This is a genomic window from Rhizobium sp. BT-226 (genome assembly GCF_025847085.2).
Taxonomy (GTDB): domain Bacteria; phylum Pseudomonadota; class Alphaproteobacteria; order Rhizobiales; family Rhizobiaceae; genus Rhizobium; species Rhizobium sophorae.
This window is the reverse complement of the sequence record NZ_JAOYTI010000006.1, coordinates 132,129-150,571: the sequence shown is the minus strand read 5'-3', so window position 1 is coordinate 150,571 and position 18,443 is coordinate 132,129. Positions and strand designations below refer to the sequence as shown.

Genomic DNA, 18,443 nt, shown 5'->3' with positions numbered 1-18,443 from the left:
GCGATGCTCTACGATCTCTCGCTCCACATGGGTTACATCTACGACGTTCCGGCCTCCGGCGCCCGCCACGTCATGCGCCTGATGCCGCTGTCGCTGACCAATCGGCAGCGCCTGGTCGCCGGCTCGATCACCGTCTCGCCGACGCCGGACGAGCAGTCGCATTTCGTCGATTTCTTCGATCATCCCGCCACCGCCTTCATGCTGCGCGCGCCGCACGAGATGCTCGACATTCACATGCAGGCCCGCGTGCAGGTGGAAAGCCAGCCGATCGCCGCCGATTTCTCGCCGCTGCTTGCCGACCTGCCGGAGGAGGTCGCCGGCATCTGGTCGCTGGCGCCGGATTCGCCGCACCATTTCCTTGGTGAAAGCCCGCGCCTGACCCAAGCCCGCGAGATCAGCGACTATGCGCGAAACTGCGCCATGCCTGGTCTGACGGCGATGCAGATTGCCCATGCGCTCTGTGCCCGCATCAACAAGGATTTCACCTACGACCCCGATGCGACGACGGTGGACACGACGCCGCTCGAGGCGTTCAGATTGAAGCGCGGCGTCTGCCAGGATTTCACTCACATCATGATCCTGGCGCTTAGAAGCCTCGGCATTCCGGCCGGCTACGTCTCCGGCTTCCTGCGCACCATCCCGCCGCCCGGCAAGGAACGGCTGGAAGGCGCGGACGCCATGCATGCCTGGGTCAGGATCTGGTGCGGCGAGACGAATGGCTGGATCGAGCTCGACCCGACCAACGACATCCCCGCCGGCACGGATCATATCGTCGTCGCCTATGGCCGGGACTATTCCGACGTCGTTCCCGTCATCGGCGTATTGAAAAGCTATGGCGGCCAGCGCACCGTCCAGGCGGTCGACGTCGTTCCGCTGAAATAATCCCAAAACTGGAAAAATCCGACGATTCGTTAAAATTGTATTGACGCCGTAAGGACGGCGGAAAGGAGAAGTGTGCGTATATCACCTCACAGGGCCTCCTATACGGGTGAACATGATGAGCACCTCCTCTTTGCATCCCTGCCTACGTCGCATGCTTGGCGACCGTGGCGGTAATTTCGGTATGATGACGGCGATCATGATACCCGTCCTGCTCGGTGCCGCCGGCCTGGCGATCGACTATTCAAACATGGCGCTGTCGAAGCGCGAATTGCAGGAAGCCACCGACTCGGCGGCTCTCGCGGCAGCGACCGCGCTCGCCAATGAGAAGACTGACGAGGCCGGCGCGAAAAGCCTTGCCAAGAATTTTGTCGCCGGACAGATGGCGCAGGTTCTTGCGAAGAATTCCGTCCAAGGCTCGATCAAGGATGCAACGAACGTCAACGTCACGACCACGGCGAACGGCACGAAAAGCAAGATCTTCAAGGTCGATGTCAACACGTCCTTCAACCTTCCGCTCAGTCCCCTGATGCGCGTCTTCGGTAAGACGACGCAGAACATCAGCGCGACAAGCACCGGCGAGAACGGCCAGACCGATACACAGGGCGCACTCTCGATGTATCTGGTCCTCGACCGCTCCGGTTCGATGTCTTTCATAACCGATCAGAAGAAAACGACGCCGCCGAAATGTGACAACTACACTAAAGACAGTTGGCCGAATCCGGACAAAGATTTGAAGTCCGATTGCTATACCCGCAAGATCGAGGCATTGCAGACAGCCGCCGCCGGGCTTTTCACCGAACTTAACAAAGCCGATCCGGAGCACGAACTCGTCCGTGTCGGCGCTGTCTCCTATACGGACAAACAACAGGCGGCCAAGGCGATCAATTGGGGCACCGCGGACGCCGCGAACTACGTCTCGGCTCTCCCCTATAAGCCGACCGGCGGCACAGACGCGAGTGATGCCCTCGATACGGCTTTCAAGGCTCTGAAGTCCTCAACCGACGGCACCGATACGGAGACCAGGCAGCACGAATCCAAGAATAACGACAGTTTCCAACGATATATTATCCTGATGACCGACGGTGAAATGACGGGCGACAGTAGTTTTTGGAGCCAGCCGATTGACAAGGAAGTCCGCGATCTCTGCACTGCGGTAAAGGGCGATGGCATTACCATCTTTACCATTGCCTTCATGGCTCCGCAGAAGGGTAAGGATCTGCTGCAGGCCTGCGCAAGCAGTACCACCAACTATTATGCTCCCGACAACATGGCCAAACTGGTCGAAGATTTCGGCGACATCGCCGCGAAGGCGACAAGCTCGATTACCCGTCTGACGAACTAAGTCACGGAATCAGCTGCGCGGTCGATAAAAAAGCCGCTCCGGAACAAACCGGAGCGGCTTTTCGTTATCGCTATCCTCCCATCAGATCGGGAAAAACGATTGAAATCAAGCGTCTCGACCCGCGTGAATATGAAGGTTTCGCAAATTTTTCGTTTGTCCAAATCCTTTGTTGCAAGTGCTTAGTAACGATGCATAAACTGTCGCTGGCGCAAGCGACAAATTGATTGAATCAGGCATAACATCCTGAAACCAAATTAAAATTGGCGAGACCTGACGATGAACACTGTTTCCAAGCCGATCATCCCCTCCCCCGCCCCGCGCAGCTCAAAGCCGGAAATTCTCGCCGAAGAAATCATCGAACGTCTGACCTACCGCATCGGCAAGGATGCCAAGGTGGCAAAGCCGCATGACTGGCTGACGGCGACGATCCTGGTGGTGCGCGACCGCATCATCGACAAGTGGATGGCTTCCACCCGCGAGGTTTATGCGACCGGCGCCAAGCGCGTCTATTATCTGTCCCTCGAGTTCCTGATCGGCCGCCTGATGCGCGACGCCATCTCGAACCTCGGCCTGATGGAGGAGGTGCGCGATGCGCTCGCCTCGCTCGGGGTCGACGTCAACGTCATTGCCGGCCTGGAGCCGGATGCTGCACTCGGCAACGGTGGCCTCGGCCGTCTGGCCGCCTGCTTCATGGAGAGCATGGCAACGGTCGACGTGCCCGCCTATGGCTACGGCATCCGCTATGTCCACGGTCTCTTCCGCCAGCAGATGGCCGACGGCTGGCAGGTGGAACTGCCGGAAAACTGGCTCGCCCACGGCAATCCCTGGGAATTCGAGCGCCGCGAGAGTTCCTATGAAATCGGCTTCGGCGGCGCCGTCGAATTCATCACCACCCATGACGACCAGCCGCGCTATGTCTGGAAACCGGCCGAGCGTGTCATCGCCGCCGCTTTCGACACGCCGGCCGTCGGCTGGCGCGGCAAGCGCGTCAACACGCTGCGCCTCTGGTCGGCGCAGCCGATCGATCCGATCCTGCTCGATGCCTTCAACGCCGGCGACCACATCGGCGCGCTGCGCGAAAGCAACAAGGCCGAAAGCCTGACCCGGGTTCTCTATCCTGCCGACGCCACCCCGGCCGGCCAGGAACTGCGCCTGCGCCAGGAATTCTTCTTCTCGTCGGCCTCGCTGCAGGACATCCTGCGTCGCCATCTGCAGCAATATGACGATTTCACCTCGCTGCCGGACAAGGTGGCGATCCAGTTGAACGACACTCACCCCGCCGTCTCGGTCGCCGAACTCGTGCGCCTGCTCTGTGACGTTCACGGAATGGATTTCGATCAGGCCTGGGAAATCACTCGCCATACCTTCTCCTACACCAACCACACGCTGCTGCCCGAAGCGTTGGAAAGCTGGTCGGTGCCGCTGTTCGAGCGCCTGCTGCCGCGCCACATGCAGATCATCTATGCGATCAATGCCAAGATCCTGATCGACGCCCGCAAGGGCAAGAACTTCTCCGACGGGGAAATCCGCTCGATCTCGCTGATCGATGAAAGTGGCGACCGCCGCGTGCGCATGGGCAACCTCGCTTTCGTCGGCTCCCATTCGATCAACGGCGTCTCGGCCCTGCACACCGACCTGATGAAGGTCACGGTCTTCGCCGATCTGCATAAGCTCTATCCCGACCGCATCAACAACAAGACCAACGGCATCACGCCGCGCCGCTGGCTGCAGCAGTGTAATCCCGGTCTCACCGGCCTAATCCGCGAGGCGATCGGCGACGAATTCCTCGATGATGCCGAAAAGCTGCGTGCACTCGACGTGCATTCCTCCGATCCGGCTTTCCAGCAGAAATTCGCGGCGATAAAGCGCGCCAACAAGGTTGCACTCTCCAACCTCGTCGCCAGCCGCATGGGCGTGAAGCTCGATCCGTCGGCAATGTTCGACATCCAGATCAAGCGCATCCACGAATACAAGCGCCAGCTACTGAACATCATCGAGGCCGTCGCGCTCTACGACCAGATCCGCTCGCATCCCGAGCTCGACTGGGTGCCGCGCGTGAAACTCTTCGCCGGCAAGGCGGCGCCGAGTTATTACAATGCCAAGCTCATCATCAAGCTGATCAACGACGTCTCCCGCACGATCAACAACGACCCGTCGGTGCGCGGCCTGCTGAAGATCGTCTTTGTCCCAAACTACAATGTCTCGCTCGCCGAAGTCATGGTTCCGGCCGCCGACCTTTCTGAGCAGATCTCGACCGCCGGCATGGAAGCATCCGGCACCGGCAACATGAAGTTCGGCCTGAACGGCGCGCTGACGATCGGCACGCTCGATGGCGCAAATGTCGAGATGCGCGACAATGTCGGCGAGGACAACATCGTCATCTTCGGCCTCAAGGCCGACGAGGTGTCGAAAGTCCGCAGCGATGGCCACAATCCCCGCGCCATCATCGAGGGATCGCGCGAACTCGCCCAGGCGCTTGCCGCCATTGGCTCCGGCGTCTTCTCACCCGATGACCGCAACCGTTACACGGCGCTGATCGACGGCATCTATTCGCACGATTGGTTCATGGTCGCGGCCGATTTCGACGCCTACGCCCAGGCCCAGCGCGACGTCGACCAGATCTGGACCAACCAGTCCGCCTGGTACACCAAGACGATCAACAATACGGCGCGTATGGGCTGGTTCTCTTCCGACCGTACGATCAGGCAATATGCAGACGAAATCTGGAGAGCCGGATGAAAACGCCGAAAACCGTCCCTGAAGTAAAGCTTTCCTGGGAAATTTCGGCAGATGAAATCACGGCGATCCTTGCCGGCTCGCATTCCAATCCCTTTGCCGTCCTAGGTGTGCACCAGGCCGGCGACGCTTTCGTCGCCCGGTGTTTTATCCCGGGCGCGGAGGAAGTGACCGCCATGACGCTCGATGGCGGCGTCATCGGCGAACTGAAGCAACTCCATGCCGACGGCGTCTTCGCCGGCCCGGTTTCCCTCACAAAGCTCCAGCCGGTGCGTTACCGCGCCCGGCGCGGCGATGCCGAATGGGCTGTCACCGATCCCTACAGCTTCGGTCCGGTGCTCGGACCGATGGACGATTATTTCGCCCGCGAGGGCTCGCACCTGCGCCTGTTCGACAAGATGGGCGCCCACCTCATCAAGCATGACGGCGCCCAGGGCATCCATTTCGCCGTCTGGGCGCCGAATGCGCAGCGCGTCTCCGTCGTCGGTGATTTCAACAATTGGGACGGCCGCCGCCACGTGATGCGCTTCCGTGCCGACAGCGGCATCTGGGAAATCTTTGCCCCTGACGTACCTATCGGCGTCGCCTACAAGTTCGAGATCCGCGGCCAGGACGGCGTATTGCTGCCGCTGAAGGCCGATCCCTTCGCGCGGCGCAGCGAGCTGCGGCCGAAGACCGCCTCGATCACCGCCGCCGAGCTGGAGCAGGAATGGGAAGACGAAGCCCATCTGAAGCACTGGCGCGAGACCGACAAGCGCCGCCAGCCGATCTCGATCTACGAGGTGCATGCCGCCTCCTGGCAACGTCGGCAGGACGGCACGATGCTGTCCTGGGACGAGCTCGCCTCCAGCCTCATCCCCTATTGCGCCGATATGGGCTTCACCCATATCGAGTTCCTGCCGATCACCGAGTACCCCTACGACCCCTCCTGGGGTTACCAGACGACCGGCCTCTACGCGCCGACCGCGCGTTTCGGCGAGCCGGAAGGCTTTGCCCGTTTCGTCAACGGCTGCCACAAGGTCGGCATCGGCGTCATCCTCGACTGGGTGCCGGCGCATTTCCCGACCGACGAACACGGCCTCGGCTGGTTCGACGGCACGGCGCTCTACGAGCACGAAGACCCGCGCAAGGGCTTCCACCCGGACTGGAGCACGGCGATCTACAATTTCGGCCGCACCGAGGTCGTTTCCTATCTCGTCAACAACGCGCTCTACTGGGCCGAGAAATTCCACCTCGACGGTCTGCGTGTCGATGCCGTCGCCTCGATGCTCTACCTCGATTATTCGCGCAAGCACGGCGAATGGATCCCGAACGAATATGGCGGCAACGAGAACCTCGAAGCCGTTCGTTTTCTGCAGGATCTCAATATCCGCATCTACGGCAAAAATTCCAATGTCATGACCATCGCCGAGGAATCGACCTCCTGGCCGAAGGTCTCGCAGCCCGTGCATGAAGGTGGCCTCGGCTTCGGATTCAAGTGGAACATGGGCTTCATGCACGACACGCTGAGCTACATGAGCCGCGATCCCATCTATCGCGGGCACCATCACAACGAGCTCACCTTCGGCCTGCTCTACGCCTATTCGGAAAATTTCGTCCTGCCGCTCTCGCATGACGAGGTTGTGCACGGGAAAGGCTCGCTGATCGCCAAGATGCCGGGCGACGACTGGCAGAAATTCGCCAATCTGCGCGCCTACTACGCCTATATGTGGGGCTATCCCGGCAAGAAGCTCTTGTTCATGGGCCAGGAATTCGCCCAGTGGAGCGAGTGGAGCGAAGAGAAGGCACTCGACTGGAACCTGCTTCAGTATCGCATGCACGAGGGCATGCGGCGCTTGGTGCGCGACCTCAATTTCACCTATCGCAGCAAGCCGGCGCTGCATGCGCGTGACTGCGAGGGCGAAGGTTTCGAATGGCTGGTCGCCGACGACCACCAGAATTCCGTCTTTGCCTGGCTGCGCAAGGCGCCGGGCCAGAAGCCGGTCGCCGTCATCACCAATTTCACGCCTGTCTATCGCGAGAATTACTCGATCCGCCTGCCGTCCGCAGGCCGCTGGCGGGAAATCCTGAATACCGATGCCGACATCTACGGCGGCAGCGGCAAGGGCAATGGCGGGCGCGTGCAGGCCGTCGATGCCGGCGGCGACATCACCTGCTCGATCACCTTGCCGCCCTTGGCGACAATCATGCTTGAACCTGAAAATTAGTGACTGGTGGGAGGAGAAAATGGTAGAAAAGCGCGTTCAGCCACTTGCCCGCGATGCAATGGCTTATGTCCTGGCAGGCGGCAGGGGAAGTCGTCTCAAGGAACTCACCGACCGGCGTGCCAAGCCGGCCGTCTATTTCGGCGGCAAGGCCCGCATCATCGATTTCGCCCTGTCGAACGCCCTGAATTCAGGCATCCGCCGCATCGGCGTCGCCACGCAATACAAGGCGCATTCGCTGATCCGCCACATGCAGCGCGGCTGGAACTTCTTCCGCCCCGAACGCAACGAGAGCTTCGACATTCTGCCCGCCAGCCAGCGCGTCTCCGAGACGCAATGGTATGAAGGCACGGCCGACGCCGTCTATCAGAACATCGACATCATCCAGGATTACGGCGTCGAATACATGGTCATTCTTGCGGGCGACCATGTCTACAAGATGGACTATGAATGGATGCTGCAGCAGCACGTCGATTCCGGCGCCGACGTCACCATCGGCTGCCTGGAAGTGCCGCGCATGGAAGCGGTCGGCTTCGGTGTCATGCATGTCAACGAGAAGGACGAGATCATCGCCTTCGTCGAGAAACCGGCCGATCCGCCACCCATTCCCGACAAGCCGGATTTCGCCCTCGCCTCGATGGGCATCTACGTCTTCCACACCAAGTTCCTGCTCGATGCGCTGCGCCGCGACGCTGCCGATCCGACGTCGAGCCGCGACTTCGGCAAGGACATCATCCCCTATATCGTCAAGAACGGTAAGGCTGTCGCCCATCGCTTCGCCAAGTCCTGCGTCCGTTCCGATTTCGAGCACGAGCCCTACTGGCGCGACGTCGGCACGATCGACGCCTATTGGCAGGCCAATATCGACCTGACGGCGATCGTTCCGGAGCTCGATATTTACGACAAGTCCTGGCCGATCTGGACCTATGCCGAGATCACCCCGCCGGCGAAATTCGTCCATGACGACGAGGATCGCCGCGGCTCGGCCACGTCCTCCGTCGTGTCGGGCGACTGCATCATTTCAGGCGCCAGCCTCAACAACAGCCTGCTCTTCACCGGTGTCAGGGCCAATTCCTTCTCCAAGATGGAGGGAGCGGTCATCCTGCCGAACGTGAAGATCGGGCGGCGCGCGCAGCTCAAGAATGTGGTGATCGACCATGGTGTCGTCATTCCGGAAGGCCTGGTCGTCGGCGAGGATCCCGAGCTCGATGCCAAACGCTTCCGGCGGACGGAAAGCGGCATCTGCCTGATCACGCAACCGATGATCGACAAGCTGGATATCTGACTTATGAAAGTTCTTTCGGTTTCGTCCGAAGTCTTCCCTTTGATCAAGACAGGGGGTCTGGCCGATGTGTCCGGCGCCCTGCCGATTACTCTGAAAGCCTTCGGGGTCGAGACCAAGACCCTCCTGCCCGGCTATCCCGCCGTCATGAAGGTCATTCGCGACGCCGTCGTCAGGCTCGAATTCCCCGACCTGCTCGGTGAGCGGGCGACCGTGCTGGAGGTTGAGCACGAGGGCCTCGATCTGCTCATCCTCGATGCGCCGGCCTATTACGACAGGCCGGGCGGGCCCTATCTCGATCCGCTCGGCAAGGACTATCCGGACAACTGGCGTCGTTTCGCCGCCCTGTCGCTCGCTGCCTCCGAGATCGCCGCCGGCCTGCTGCCCGGCTGGCGGCCGGATCTCGTCCACACCCACGACTGGCAGGCGGCGCTGACGTCGGTCTATATGCGTTACTACCCGACGCCGGAACTGCCGAGCGTGCTGACCATCCACAATATCGCCTTCCAGGGCCAGTTCGGTTCCGAGATTTTTCCCGGCCTGCGCCTGCCTGCCCATGCCTTCGCCACTGAAAGCATCGAATATTACGGCACTGTCGGCTTCCTCAAGGGCGGTCTGAAGACCGCGCATGCGATCACGACCGTCAGCCCCACCTATGCCGATGAGATCCTGACGTCGGAATTCGGCATGGGGCTCGAGGGCGTCATCGCCAGCCGCCTCGACGATTTGCACGGGATCGTCAACGGCATCGACACCGATATCTGGAACCCGTCGACCGATCCTGTCGTCCACACCCATTATGGCCCAACGACGCTGAAGAACCGCGAGGAGAACCGCCGCTCGATCGCCGAATTCTTCCACCTCGACAATGACGACGCCCCGATCTTCTGCGTCATCAGCCGTCTTACCTGGCAGAAGGGCATGGATATCGTCGCCAACGTCGCCGATGAGATCGTCGCCATGGGCGGCAAGCTCGTCGTGCTCGGCTCCGGCGAAGCCGCCCTTGAAGGTGCACTGCTCGCCTCCGCCAGCCGCCATCCCGGCCGTATCGGCGTTTCGATCGGCTATAACGAGCCGATGTCGCACCTGATGCAGGCCGGCTGCGATGCGATCATCATCCCCTCGCGTTTTGAGCCCTGCGGCCTGACCCAGCTTTACGGCCTGCGTTACGGCTGCGTGCCGATCGTCGCCCGTACCGGCGGGTTGAATGACACCGTGATCGACGCCAATCACGCCGCACTTGCGGCGAAAGTCGCAACCGGCATACAATTTGCCCCCGTGACAGAAACAGGCATGCTACAGGCAATCCGCCGTGCGATGCATTTTTATCAGGACCGAAAACTCTGGACCCAATTGCAAAAGCAGGGCATGAAATCGGATGTCTCCTGGGAGAAGAGCGCCGAACGCTACGCTGCCCTCTATTCAAGCCTCGTCTCGAAAGGCATGTGACCTAAAATGATCAAGTCCGTATCCACCACGCCCTATCTGGACCAGAAACCCGGCACGTCGGGCCTGCGCAAGAAGGTTCCTGTCTTCCAGCAGCCGAACTATGCGGAGAACTTCATCCAGTCGATCTTCGATTCGCTGGAAGGCTATCAGGGCAAGTGCCTTGTCATCGGCGGCGACGGACGCTACTACAATCGCGAGGTCATCCAGAAGGCGGTCAAGATGGCCGCGGCCAATGGTTTCGGCAAGGTCATGGTCGGCAAGGGCGGCATCCTGTCGACGCCGGCCGCTTCCCACATCATCCGCAAATACAAGGCTTTCGGCGGCATCATCCTCTCAGCCAGCCACAATCCCGGCGGCCCGACCGAAGACTTCGGCATCAAATACAACATCAACAATGGCGGCCCGGCGCCGGAAAAGATCACCGACGCGATCTATGCGCGCTCCAAGACGATCGACAGCTACAAGATCGCCGATTTCGCCGATGTCAATCTCGACCGCATCGGCAAGGACGAGCTTCCCGGCGGCACGATCCTCTCGGTCATCGACCCGGTCGAGGACTATGCCGCGCTGATGGAAGAGCTGTTCGATTTCGGCGCCATCCGCAATCTGATCAGCCTCGGCTTCCGCATTGCCTTTGATGGGATGAGCGCCGTCACTGGCCCCTATGCCAAGGAAATCTTCGAAAATCGTCTCGGCGCGCCCTCGGGTTCGGTGCGCAACTTCATGCCGCTGCCGGATTTCGGCGGCCATCATCCGGACCCGAACCCAGTGCACTGCAAGGAACTCTTCGATGAGATGATGGGCGATGACGCGCCCGATTTCGGCGCTGCTTCCGACGGCGACGGCGACCGCAACCTGATCATCGGCCGCGGCATCTTCGTCACGCCTTCCGACAGCCTGGCGATCCTTGCCGCCAACGCCAATCTCGCCCCAGGCTATTCCGGCGGCCTCGCCGGCATCGCCCGCTCGATGCCGACATCGGGTGCTGCCGACCGCGTCGCCGAAAAGCGCGGCATCGGCATGTATGAAACGCCGACCGGCTGGAAATTCTTCGGCAACCTGCTCGACGCCGGCATGGCGACGATCTGCGGTGAGGAAAGCTCCGGCACCGGCTCCAGTCACGTCCGCGAAAAGGACGGCCTCTGGGCCGTGCTGCTGTGGCTGAACATTCTTGCCGTGCGCGGCGAGAGCGTCGCCGATATCGTCACCCAGCACTGGCAGACCTACGGCCGCAACTATTATTCGCGCCATGATTACGAAGGTCTCGATACCGATGCGGCGAACGGCCTGGTGGACAATCTCCGCAGCCAGCTTCCGACCCTGCCCGGCAAGAGCTTCGGCAGCCTGAAGGTCGAAAAGGCCGACGACTTCGCCTACCACGATCCGATCGACAAATCGGTGAGCGAGCATCAAGGTATCCGCGTGCTCTTCGAGGGCGGCTCGCGCGTCGTCCTCCGCCTCTCCGGCACCGGCACGTCTGGCGCAACCTTGCGTGTCTATATCGAGCGCTACGAGCCGGATTCGACTCGCCACAACATCGAAACGCAGGAAGCGCTCGCCGATCTGATCGCCGCCGCCGAAAGCATAGCCAGCATTCGTGAACGCACGGGACGCGATGCGCCAACCGTGATCACCTGATCCGGGGGGAACATGCGGGGGAACAGTTCGGCGCGAGCCGGCGCGATCGTCTTCGAGACCGGCGTCGAATTTGCCGTGTGGTCGCATCATGCCGCACAGATCGAACTCTGCCTCTTCGAGGATGACGGCAACAGGGAATTCGCGCGCCTGCCGATGGCGCGCGACAGCAACTACTTCCATCGTCTCTTTGTCGACGGGCTGAAGGAGGGCGCGCGCTACGGCTATCGCGCCGACGGTATCTATGCGCCCGATAACGGCCTCTGGTACGATCCTTCCAAACTGCTGATCGATCCCTACGCCAAGGAGATCGACAGGCCGTTCCGCTACGATCCCCGCCTCGGCATCTTTGGCGAGGACAGCCAGGATCTGATGCCGAAGACGATCGTCACCACAGATACCCGAGCCGCGATCCGCAAGCCGCTGTTCAAGCCGGGCGGCTTTATCTATGAGGTGGCGGTGCGGCCCTTCACCATTCTCCATCCCGACGTGCCGGAAGCCCAGCGCGGCACGGTCGCAGCCCTTGCCCATCCTTCCGTCGTCGCGCATCTGAAGCGGATTGGCGTCGATGCCGTCGAACTGATGCCGATCACCGCCTGGATCGACGAACGCCATTTGCCGCCGCTCGGCCTCACCAACGGCTGGGGCTACAATCCCGTCGCCTTCATGGCGCTCGATCCGCGGCTCGTCCCCGGCGGCATGGTCGAGCTGCGCGAGACGGTCGCAGCCCTCCATGCCGAAGGTATCGCCGTCATCCTCGACCTCGTCTTCAACCATACCGGCGAGAGCGACCGTTACGGCGCGACGCTGTCGCTGCGTGGCCTCGACAACCTGCATTATTATCGCCACGCCCAGAATTGCCCGGGCGAACTCGTCAACGACACAGGCACCGGCAACACGCTCGCCTGCGATCATCCCGAGGTTCGCCGCCTCGTCATCGACAGCCTGCGCCATTTCGTGCTCAACGCCGGCGTCGACGGTTTTCGCTTCGATCTCGCCCCGGTGCTCGGCCGCACCGCGACGGGCTTCGAACGCGAGGGAACACTGGCCGCGATCCTCTCCGACGATGTGCTTGCCGACCGGATCATGATCGCCGAACCCTGGGATATCGGCCCGGGCGGTTACCAGCTCGGCAATTTCCCGCCGCTCTTCCTTGAATGGAACGACCGAGTTCGCGACGACCTGCGCTGCTACTGGCGCGGCGACGATTGGAAGACCGGCGCGCTTGCAACCGCACTCGCCGGCTCCTCCGACATCTTCTCCCGCAACGACGGCAAGGAGACGCGCAGCGTCAATTTCCTCGCCGCCCATGATGGCTTCACGCTGATCGATCTCGTCTCATATGCCGGAAAGCACAACGACGCCAACGGCGAACACAATCGCGACGGCCATAACGAGAACCACTCTTGGAACAACGGCATCGAGGGGGAAACCGTCTATCCGACGATCCGCAAGCGTCGCCGGGACGATGTGATGGCGCTCATCTCAACGCTTTTTGCCACCCGCGGCAGCATCATGCTGACGGCGGGCGACGAGGGCGGCCGCAGCCAGCACGGCAACAACAACGCCTATTGCCAGGACAACGAGATCACCTGGCTGGACTGGAAAGCGTTGGACGGAGATCTCATCGCCCACACCGCCTTCGTTGCGGGGCTGCGCCGCCGCTTCACCGTCTTCTCCGAAACGGCCTTCCTGTCAGGAAACGGCGATGTCGAATGGATTTCGCTCTCCGGTGAGCCGATGACCGTTGCCGAATGGGAGACGCCGTCGCTCTCCACCCTCGGCATGCTGTTGTCGACCGGTGACCGCTCCTCTCGCGGCAGGCAGACCCGGCTTGGTGTGCTTTTCAACCGCTCGGGGAGCCGCCAATTTTTCACGCTGCCTTCTGAGGGCGAACCGAGCTGGCGCCAGTTGACCCCGGATGGAGCGAAGAAAACCGGTGGCCGCGCAACCGTCGAGCCGCGCTCGATTGCCTTTTTCGTAGAAAATTGACCGCCTCCCCTCCCTCGCGCAAATCCTTGTCGCAATTGTCACAAATGCACGATAAGGCTTTGCCGCGGCGGCTTATTTCACGAGGAATTCATGGTCACGGAAATTTCACTCTCCGACGTGCGGGGATTGATCGGCATGGAAACGGGCCTTTCGGATTGGGTCACCGTCGACCAAACGATGATCGACGCCTTCGCGTCGGCGACCGACGACCATCAATTCATCCACGTTGATCCCGCACGCGCGGCGGCCGAGAGCCCCTTCGGCGGCACCATCGCCCACGGCTTCCTGACCCTGTCTCTGCTGTCGACGATGAACTACAATTGCCTGCCGAAAGTGCGCGAGCAGACACTGGGCATCAACTACGGCTTCGATCGCGTCCGCTTCATGACGCCGGTGAAGAGCGGCGCCCGCGTCCGCGGCCGCTTCCTGCTCTCCGAAGCCCGCTTCCGCGGCGCCGGCATGCTGATGACCACCTATGACGTCACGATCGAGATCGAAAACGAGAAGAAGCCGGCGCTGACGGCAAAATGGATCACCATCATCCAATTCGACCCGAAGGACCGTCCCGACGACGTCTGAGCAAAACTGCTTTTGTTACTCGGCCGAATTGAACACAGCTTCGAGAGCGTGTCCGTCGGGATCCATGACGAACGCCGCATAATAGTGCTCACCGTAATGAGACCGCAGGCCGGGACGGCCATTGTCGCTTCCGCCATGCGCGATTGCCGCCGCATAGAACCGATCGACCGCCTGGCGGTTCGGCGCGGCAAACGCCAGATGAAAACCCGGTCCGGGCGCACGCTGACCGTCCGGGCGATGCTTGATCGCCAGCTTGTCCCCGCCGCCGGGAGGACCGTAGCCGACTGCCTGCCCTGTTTGCCCCGGCCTGATATCGTCCCAGACCCTGATATAACCGAGCGCAGCAAGGGCAGCATCATAAAATGCCGCCGACCGCTCGATGTCGGAAACGCCGAGGGAGGCATGGTGCAGCATCCGCTTACCTCTTGAACGAGCGCACGCCCGCGATTTGCTGAGACTCAGTGCCCCGCGTCATGAGCCGCCTCGTTCAGCAGCCCGAAGACATAATCCGAAAACGACCGCCAGCACTCCACCCGGAACGTGTCTTCTTCCGTACGGAAAAGCACGATTTCAGCCTTGCCAAAAATCGTGCGTGATGCGGCGCCGATCGGAAAGGAAAAAAGCGACAGATCCTGCGGGCAGCCGGCCGAAAGCGTCGCCTCGGCACCCGGTCCCGAGACGATAATCGCGACATTGCGGTGGGAAACGTCGGTCGCCGAATGCAGCGTGCCGGCGCCGGAAAGTGCTGCCATTAGATCGGCGCCAGCCTCGTCGATCACCAGCCACTCGTCCGGCCCAATCCAGAGCACCGATCGGGCGCCGGCCCGGCCGGATGTCTTCGGGGCATCCGGCAGCGCCAGGCCGACAGCAGAGGAAATTGCTGCAAGCGATCCCGCCGGCGCGCGCAGCGCCACCCGGCTGGCAGTGGGAGCGGTCGTCAGCCGCACCGCCGCGGAGCCGCCGAGACGTCCGGCAATCGCCGGTTTGCGAATTGCGACATCAGCCATGGATACGGCCCCCTTCCTTGTCAAAGAATACCAGATCCGTCACCTCGACGGCGATCGTCCGGTCCGGCATCGGCACATAGAGCGTCTCACCCATCCGCGCCCGGCCGCCGGCGACGAGCGCGAAGGCGATCGACCTGTCGCAATTTTCCGACCAATAGGCTGAGGTGACGTGGCCGAGCATGGTCATCGGCTTCGGCTCGTTCGGGCTCGCAACGATCTGCGCGCCTTCTTCGAGCACCAGCTTCGGATCCTTGGTGACGAGGCCGACGAGCTGCTTGCGCCCGTCCTTGACGAGATCCGGCCGCTTCAACCCGCGAATGCCGACGAAATCCGTCTTTTTCTTCGAAACCGCCCAGGAAAGTCCGGCGTCATCGGGGGTCACCGTCCCATCGGTATCCTGCCCGACGATGATGTAACCCCTCTCGGCGCGAAGAACGTGCATCGTCTCCGTGCCGTAGACGCAGGCCCCGAGCGGTTCGGCATTGGCCCAGACCGCTTCGAGCACCGACTGGCCGTAATCGGCCGGCACATTGATTTCGAAGCCGGTTTCGCCGGTGAAGGACACGCGGAAGAGCCGCGCCGGCACGCCGCAGACCGTGCACTCGGCAACGCTCATATGCGGGAAGGCCTCGTTCGAAAGATCGAGCCCCTCGACCAGCGGGGCGACGATCTCACGCGCCTTCGGCCCCTGCACGGCGATGACAGCCCATTGTTCGGTTACCGAGGTCAGCCATACCTTCAGATGCGGGAATTCCGTCTGCAGGTAATCTTCCATGTGATGCAGAACGCGCGGCGCGCCGCCGGTCGTCGTCGTCACATGGAAACGGTCGTCCGCCAGGCGCCCGACAACACCGTCGTCATAAACGAAGCCGTCCTCGCGGGTCATGATGCCGTAGCGGGCCTTGCCGGGTTTCAGCGTATCCCAGGCATTGGTGTAGATGAGGTTGAGGAATTCCGCCGCATCCGGCCCCACCACCTCGATCTTGCCGAGCGTCGAGGCGTCGAAGATACCAGCCGCCTCGCGTGCCGTCCGGCATTCGCGAGCGACCGCCTGGTGCATGGTCTCGCCAGCCTGCGGATAGAACCAGGCACGCTTCCAGTTGCCAACATCCTCGAAGACCGCGCCATGGGCTTCTTCCCAGTCGTGCAGCGGCGTCTTGCGCGTCGGATCGAACAGCTCTCCGCGCGAATGGCCGATCAGCGTACCGTAGGTGACTGGCGTATAGGGCGCACGGAAGGTGGTGAGTCCGACCTGCGGGATTTCCTTGCCGAGCATTTCGGCGGCAATCGCCAGGCCATGCATGTTGGACAGCTTGCCCTGGTCCGAGGCCATGCCGTTGGTCGTGAAACGCTTGATATGCTCAATCGAATGCATGCCCTCGCGCACGGCAAGGCGGATATCCTTGGCGCAGACGTCATGCTGGAAATCGATGAAGGCCTTGGCGTTGCTCTTTGGCCCGGCGCCTTCGGCAGCGCCGATCATGCCGCCCGTCCACTCATAAGCCTGCTCGGCCGAAATTGCGATCTTCTCGCCGCTGCTTCTGCCGGTGGCCTGCGCCATCAGCTCGCCGGCGGCAAGCGATTCCTCGATCGTCCGCTGCAGATCGTCGGTGCCGTTGCAGGCGCCGACCGAGAGGCAGTCCTGCGCATAGGAGCCGGGCAGGAAGCGCTGGCTTTCTGCATCGAAGGCCACTTTACCGCGCGACTGCGAGAAGAGATGGACAGACGGCGTCCAGCCGGCCGAAACCAGCAGCGCATCGACCGCGATCTTGCGGGGCGAACTGCCGCCGTTGCGCGCCACCGTCATCGACGAGATGCGCAGCCGCCCCGACGTGTTGACGACCGATTGGCCGGCCAGAACATCGATACCGAGCGCCCGCGCCTCTGCCAGCACCGCCGCTCCCGGCGCCTGCCTGCTATCGACGATGGCGGCGATCGAAACACCGGATCGTTTCAGATCGAAGGCCGCCTCATAGGCCGAATCATGCGCCGTATAGATGCCGACCTTGGTCCCGACCGCGACGCCGTAATGATTGAGGTACATCCGCCCCGCCGAGGCGAGCATGATGCCCGGCCGGTCGTTGTTCGGAAAAACCATGTGCCGCTCGATCGCGCCGGTGGCAAGGATCACGCGCTTCGCCCGGACCTGCCAAAGCCGCTCGCGCGGCAGATCGCGGGAAGGCTTGGCGATATGATCGGTGACGCGCTCGGCAAGACCGATAAAATTGTGGTTGTAGTAGCCGAAGGCGGTCGTGCGGGTGAGCACCTCGACATTGTCCATCGCCTTCAGCCGCGCCACGGCCTTCTGTGCCCAGCTATTGCCGTCCTGTCCGTCGATCGTCACGCCCGTATCGTAGCGCAATGCGCCGCCCGCTTCCGCCTGCTCGTCGCAAAGGATCACCCGCGCGCCGGTCTCGGCCGCAGCCAGCGCCGCCGAAAGCCCGGCAACACCGGCGCCGACCACCAGCACGTCGCAATGGGCGTAGCGGCTGGCATAATGGTCCGGATCCTCCTCCGTCGGGGCGACGCCGAGGCCGGCGGCGCGACGGATGAGCGGTTCGTAGACGTGTTTCCAGGCGGCGCGCGGCCACATGAAGGTCTTGTAGTAGAAACCGGCGGCGAAGAACGGCGACATCAGATTGTTGACCGCGCCGACGTCGAAGGCAAGCGAGGGCCAACGGTTCTGCGAGCTGACGATCATGCCGTCGAAAACTTCCTGCACGGTGGCGCGCACGTTCGGCTGCTTGCGCGCCGTATCGCGGGAAACGTCGATCAGCGCGTTCGGCTCCTCGGCCCCTGCCGACAGAATGCCGCGGGCCCGGTGATATTTGAACGAACGTCCCAGAAGATGCACGCCGTTGGCGATCAGCGCCGAGGCCACGGTATCGCCTTCGAGCGCCGTATAGTTCTTGCCGTCGAAGCTGAAGCGCGCGGTCCTGGCCGGTGTCAGGCGCCCCTTGCCGGCGATACGGTTCGCGCCGCTCATTGCGCCTCTCCTTCCACGGCTTCATATGTCTCGACAGGCCCATGCTGCGCGGCCGCCGCACCGATCTCAGGCTTCGGCTCACCCGCCTTGTAGGTCACGATGAACTTATCGGTCACCGTATCGCGCGCCGCGTTGAAAAAGCGCCCGCAGCCGTGAATGTGCCGCCAGCGTTCGAAGATCAGCCCCTTCGGATTGTCGCGCAGAAAGAAATAGGCCTCGAATTCCTCGTCCGAGATCGAGGCGATATCGGCGGGCCGCGCGATATGCGCGTCACCCGCGCCACGGAATTCGAGCTCGGAGCGCTCTTCCTGACAGTATGGGCAATAGATCAGCAGCATGTGTTACCCGT

General features: G+C 62.0%; 13 protein-coding genes. 9 read left to right on the top strand and 4 right to left on the bottom strand.

Annotation, left to right across the window (positions count from 1 at the left end):
• Positions 1-3 precede the first annotated feature (3 nt).
• The 9 genes from OIU37_RS29925 (at position 4) to OIU37_RS29885 (ending at position 14,101) form a co-directional block, all read left to right on the top strand.
• Positions 4-882, top strand: coding sequence for a transglutaminase family protein (locus tag OIU37_RS29925; protein WP_264259551.1), 879 nt, complete (start codon positions 4-6; stop codon positions 880-882).
• 115 nt (positions 883-997) lie between these two features.
• Positions 998-2,224, top strand: a complete 1,227-nt coding sequence (locus OIU37_RS29920) for a TadE/TadG family type IV pilus assembly protein (RefSeq protein WP_319004766.1) — start codon at positions 998-1,000, stop codon at positions 2,222-2,224.
• Positions 2,225-2,500: 276 nt separating this feature from the next.
• On the top strand, positions 2,501-4,963 hold the full coding sequence (locus OIU37_RS29915) for a glycogen/starch/alpha-glucan phosphorylase (protein WP_168308587.1): 2,463 nt from the start codon (positions 2,501-2,503) through the stop codon (positions 4,961-4,963).
• Positions 4,960-7,167, top strand: coding sequence for a 1,4-alpha-glucan branching protein GlgB (gene glgB / locus OIU37_RS29910; RefSeq protein WP_171605503.1), 2,208 nt, complete (start codon positions 4,960-4,962; stop codon positions 7,165-7,167). Before OIU37_RS29915 ends, glgB begins: the two co-directional genes overlap by 4 nt.
• Positions 7,168-7,186: 19 nt before the next feature.
• The gene (gene glgC, locus OIU37_RS29905; protein WP_171377110.1) at positions 7,187-8,449 is read left to right on the top strand and encodes a glucose-1-phosphate adenylyltransferase; all 1,263 of its coding nucleotides are present in this window, start codon (positions 7,187-7,189) and stop codon (positions 8,447-8,449) included.
• A gap of 3 nt (positions 8,450-8,452) precedes the next feature.
• The gene (glgA, locus tag OIU37_RS29900; protein ID WP_264259548.1) at positions 8,453-9,895 is read left to right on the top strand and encodes a glycogen synthase GlgA; all 1,443 of its coding nucleotides are present in this window, start codon (positions 8,453-8,455) and stop codon (positions 9,893-9,895) included.
• Positions 9,896-9,901: 6 nt separating this feature from the next.
• Positions 9,902-11,533 (top strand): alpha-D-glucose phosphate-specific phosphoglucomutase, encoded by a 1,632-nt coding sequence (locus tag OIU37_RS29895; RefSeq protein WP_264259547.1) that lies wholly within the window; start codon positions 9,902-9,904, stop codon positions 11,531-11,533.
• A 12-nt stretch (positions 11,534-11,545) separates the two neighbouring features.
• A complete protein-coding gene (glgX, locus tag OIU37_RS29890) occupies positions 11,546-13,522 on the top strand; it encodes a glycogen debranching protein GlgX (protein ID WP_264259546.1) in 1,977 nt (658 codons plus the stop codon).
• A 90-nt stretch (positions 13,523-13,612) separates the two neighbouring features.
• Entirely contained in the window at positions 13,613-14,101 is a 489-nt protein-coding gene (locus OIU37_RS29885) for a MaoC family dehydratase (protein ID WP_171605499.1), read from the top strand.
• 15 nt (positions 14,102-14,116) lie between these two features.
• Here OIU37_RS29885 and OIU37_RS29880 read toward each other — a convergent pair whose 3' ends face one another.
• The 4 genes from OIU37_RS29880 to OIU37_RS29865 are packed head-to-tail and all read right to left on the bottom strand — an operon-like array spanning position 14,117 to position 18,432.
• Positions 14,117-14,515 (bottom strand): VOC family protein, encoded by a 399-nt coding sequence (locus tag OIU37_RS29880; RefSeq protein WP_180696264.1) that lies wholly within the window; start codon positions 14,513-14,515, stop codon positions 14,117-14,119.
• 44 nt (positions 14,516-14,559) lie between these two features.
• The gene (locus tag OIU37_RS29875) at positions 14,560-15,108 is read right to left on the bottom strand and encodes a sarcosine oxidase subunit gamma (RefSeq protein ID WP_264259543.1); all 549 of its coding nucleotides are present in this window, start codon (positions 15,106-15,108) and stop codon (positions 14,560-14,562) included.
• Positions 15,101-18,094, bottom strand: a complete 2,994-nt coding sequence (locus tag OIU37_RS29870) for a sarcosine oxidase subunit alpha (RefSeq protein ID WP_264259542.1) — start codon at positions 18,092-18,094, stop codon at positions 15,101-15,103. The genes OIU37_RS29875 and OIU37_RS29870 overlap by 8 nt, the downstream gene beginning before the upstream one ends.
• The gene (locus OIU37_RS29865; protein ID WP_027667789.1) at positions 18,091-18,432 is read right to left on the bottom strand and encodes a sarcosine oxidase subunit delta; all 342 of its coding nucleotides are present in this window, start codon (positions 18,430-18,432) and stop codon (positions 18,091-18,093) included. The genes OIU37_RS29870 and OIU37_RS29865 overlap by 4 nt, the downstream gene beginning before the upstream one ends.
• Positions 18,433-18,443: the final 11 nt, after the last annotated feature.

What these genes read in the sequence shown, in the direction of transcription:
- glgC (WP_171377110.1), top strand. Translation starts at nt 7,187, where the DNA reads ATGGTAGAAAAGCGCGTTCAGCCACTTGCCCGCGATGCAATGGCTTAT.
- OIU37_RS29885 (WP_171605499.1), top strand. Translation starts at nt 13,613, where the DNA reads ATGGTCACGGAAATTTCACTCTCCGACGTGCGGGGATTGATCGGCATG.
- OIU37_RS29925 (WP_264259551.1), top strand. Translation starts at nt 4, where the DNA reads ATGCTCTACGATCTCTCGCTCCACATGGGTTACATCTACGACGTTCCG.
- OIU37_RS29875 (WP_264259543.1), bottom strand. Translation starts at nt 15,108, where the DNA reads ATGGCTGATGTCGCAATTCGCAAACCGGCGATTGCCGGACGTCTCGGC.
- OIU37_RS29915 (WP_168308587.1), top strand. Translation starts at nt 2,501, where the DNA reads ATGAACACTGTTTCCAAGCCGATCATCCCCTCCCCCGCCCCGCGCAGC.
- OIU37_RS29870 (WP_264259542.1), bottom strand. Translation starts at nt 18,094, where the DNA reads ATGAGCGGCGCGAACCGTATCGCCGGCAAGGGGCGCCTGACACCGGCC.
- OIU37_RS29865 (WP_027667789.1), bottom strand. Translation starts at nt 18,432, where the DNA reads ATGCTGCTGATCTATTGCCCATACTGTCAGGAAGAGCGCTCCGAGCTC.
- OIU37_RS29880 (WP_180696264.1), bottom strand. Translation starts at nt 14,515, where the DNA reads ATGCTGCACCATGCCTCCCTCGGCGTTTCCGACATCGAGCGGTCGGCG.
- OIU37_RS29920 (WP_319004766.1), top strand. Translation starts at nt 998, where the DNA reads ATGAGCACCTCCTCTTTGCATCCCTGCCTACGTCGCATGCTTGGCGAC.
- glgA (WP_264259548.1), top strand. Translation starts at nt 8,453, where the DNA reads ATGAAAGTTCTTTCGGTTTCGTCCGAAGTCTTCCCTTTGATCAAGACA.
- OIU37_RS29895 (WP_264259547.1), top strand. Translation starts at nt 9,902, where the DNA reads ATGATCAAGTCCGTATCCACCACGCCCTATCTGGACCAGAAACCCGGC.
- glgB (WP_171605503.1), top strand. Translation starts at nt 4,960, where the DNA reads ATGAAAACGCCGAAAACCGTCCCTGAAGTAAAGCTTTCCTGGGAAATT.
- glgX (WP_264259546.1), top strand. Translation starts at nt 11,546, where the DNA reads ATGCGGGGGAACAGTTCGGCGCGAGCCGGCGCGATCGTCTTCGAGACC.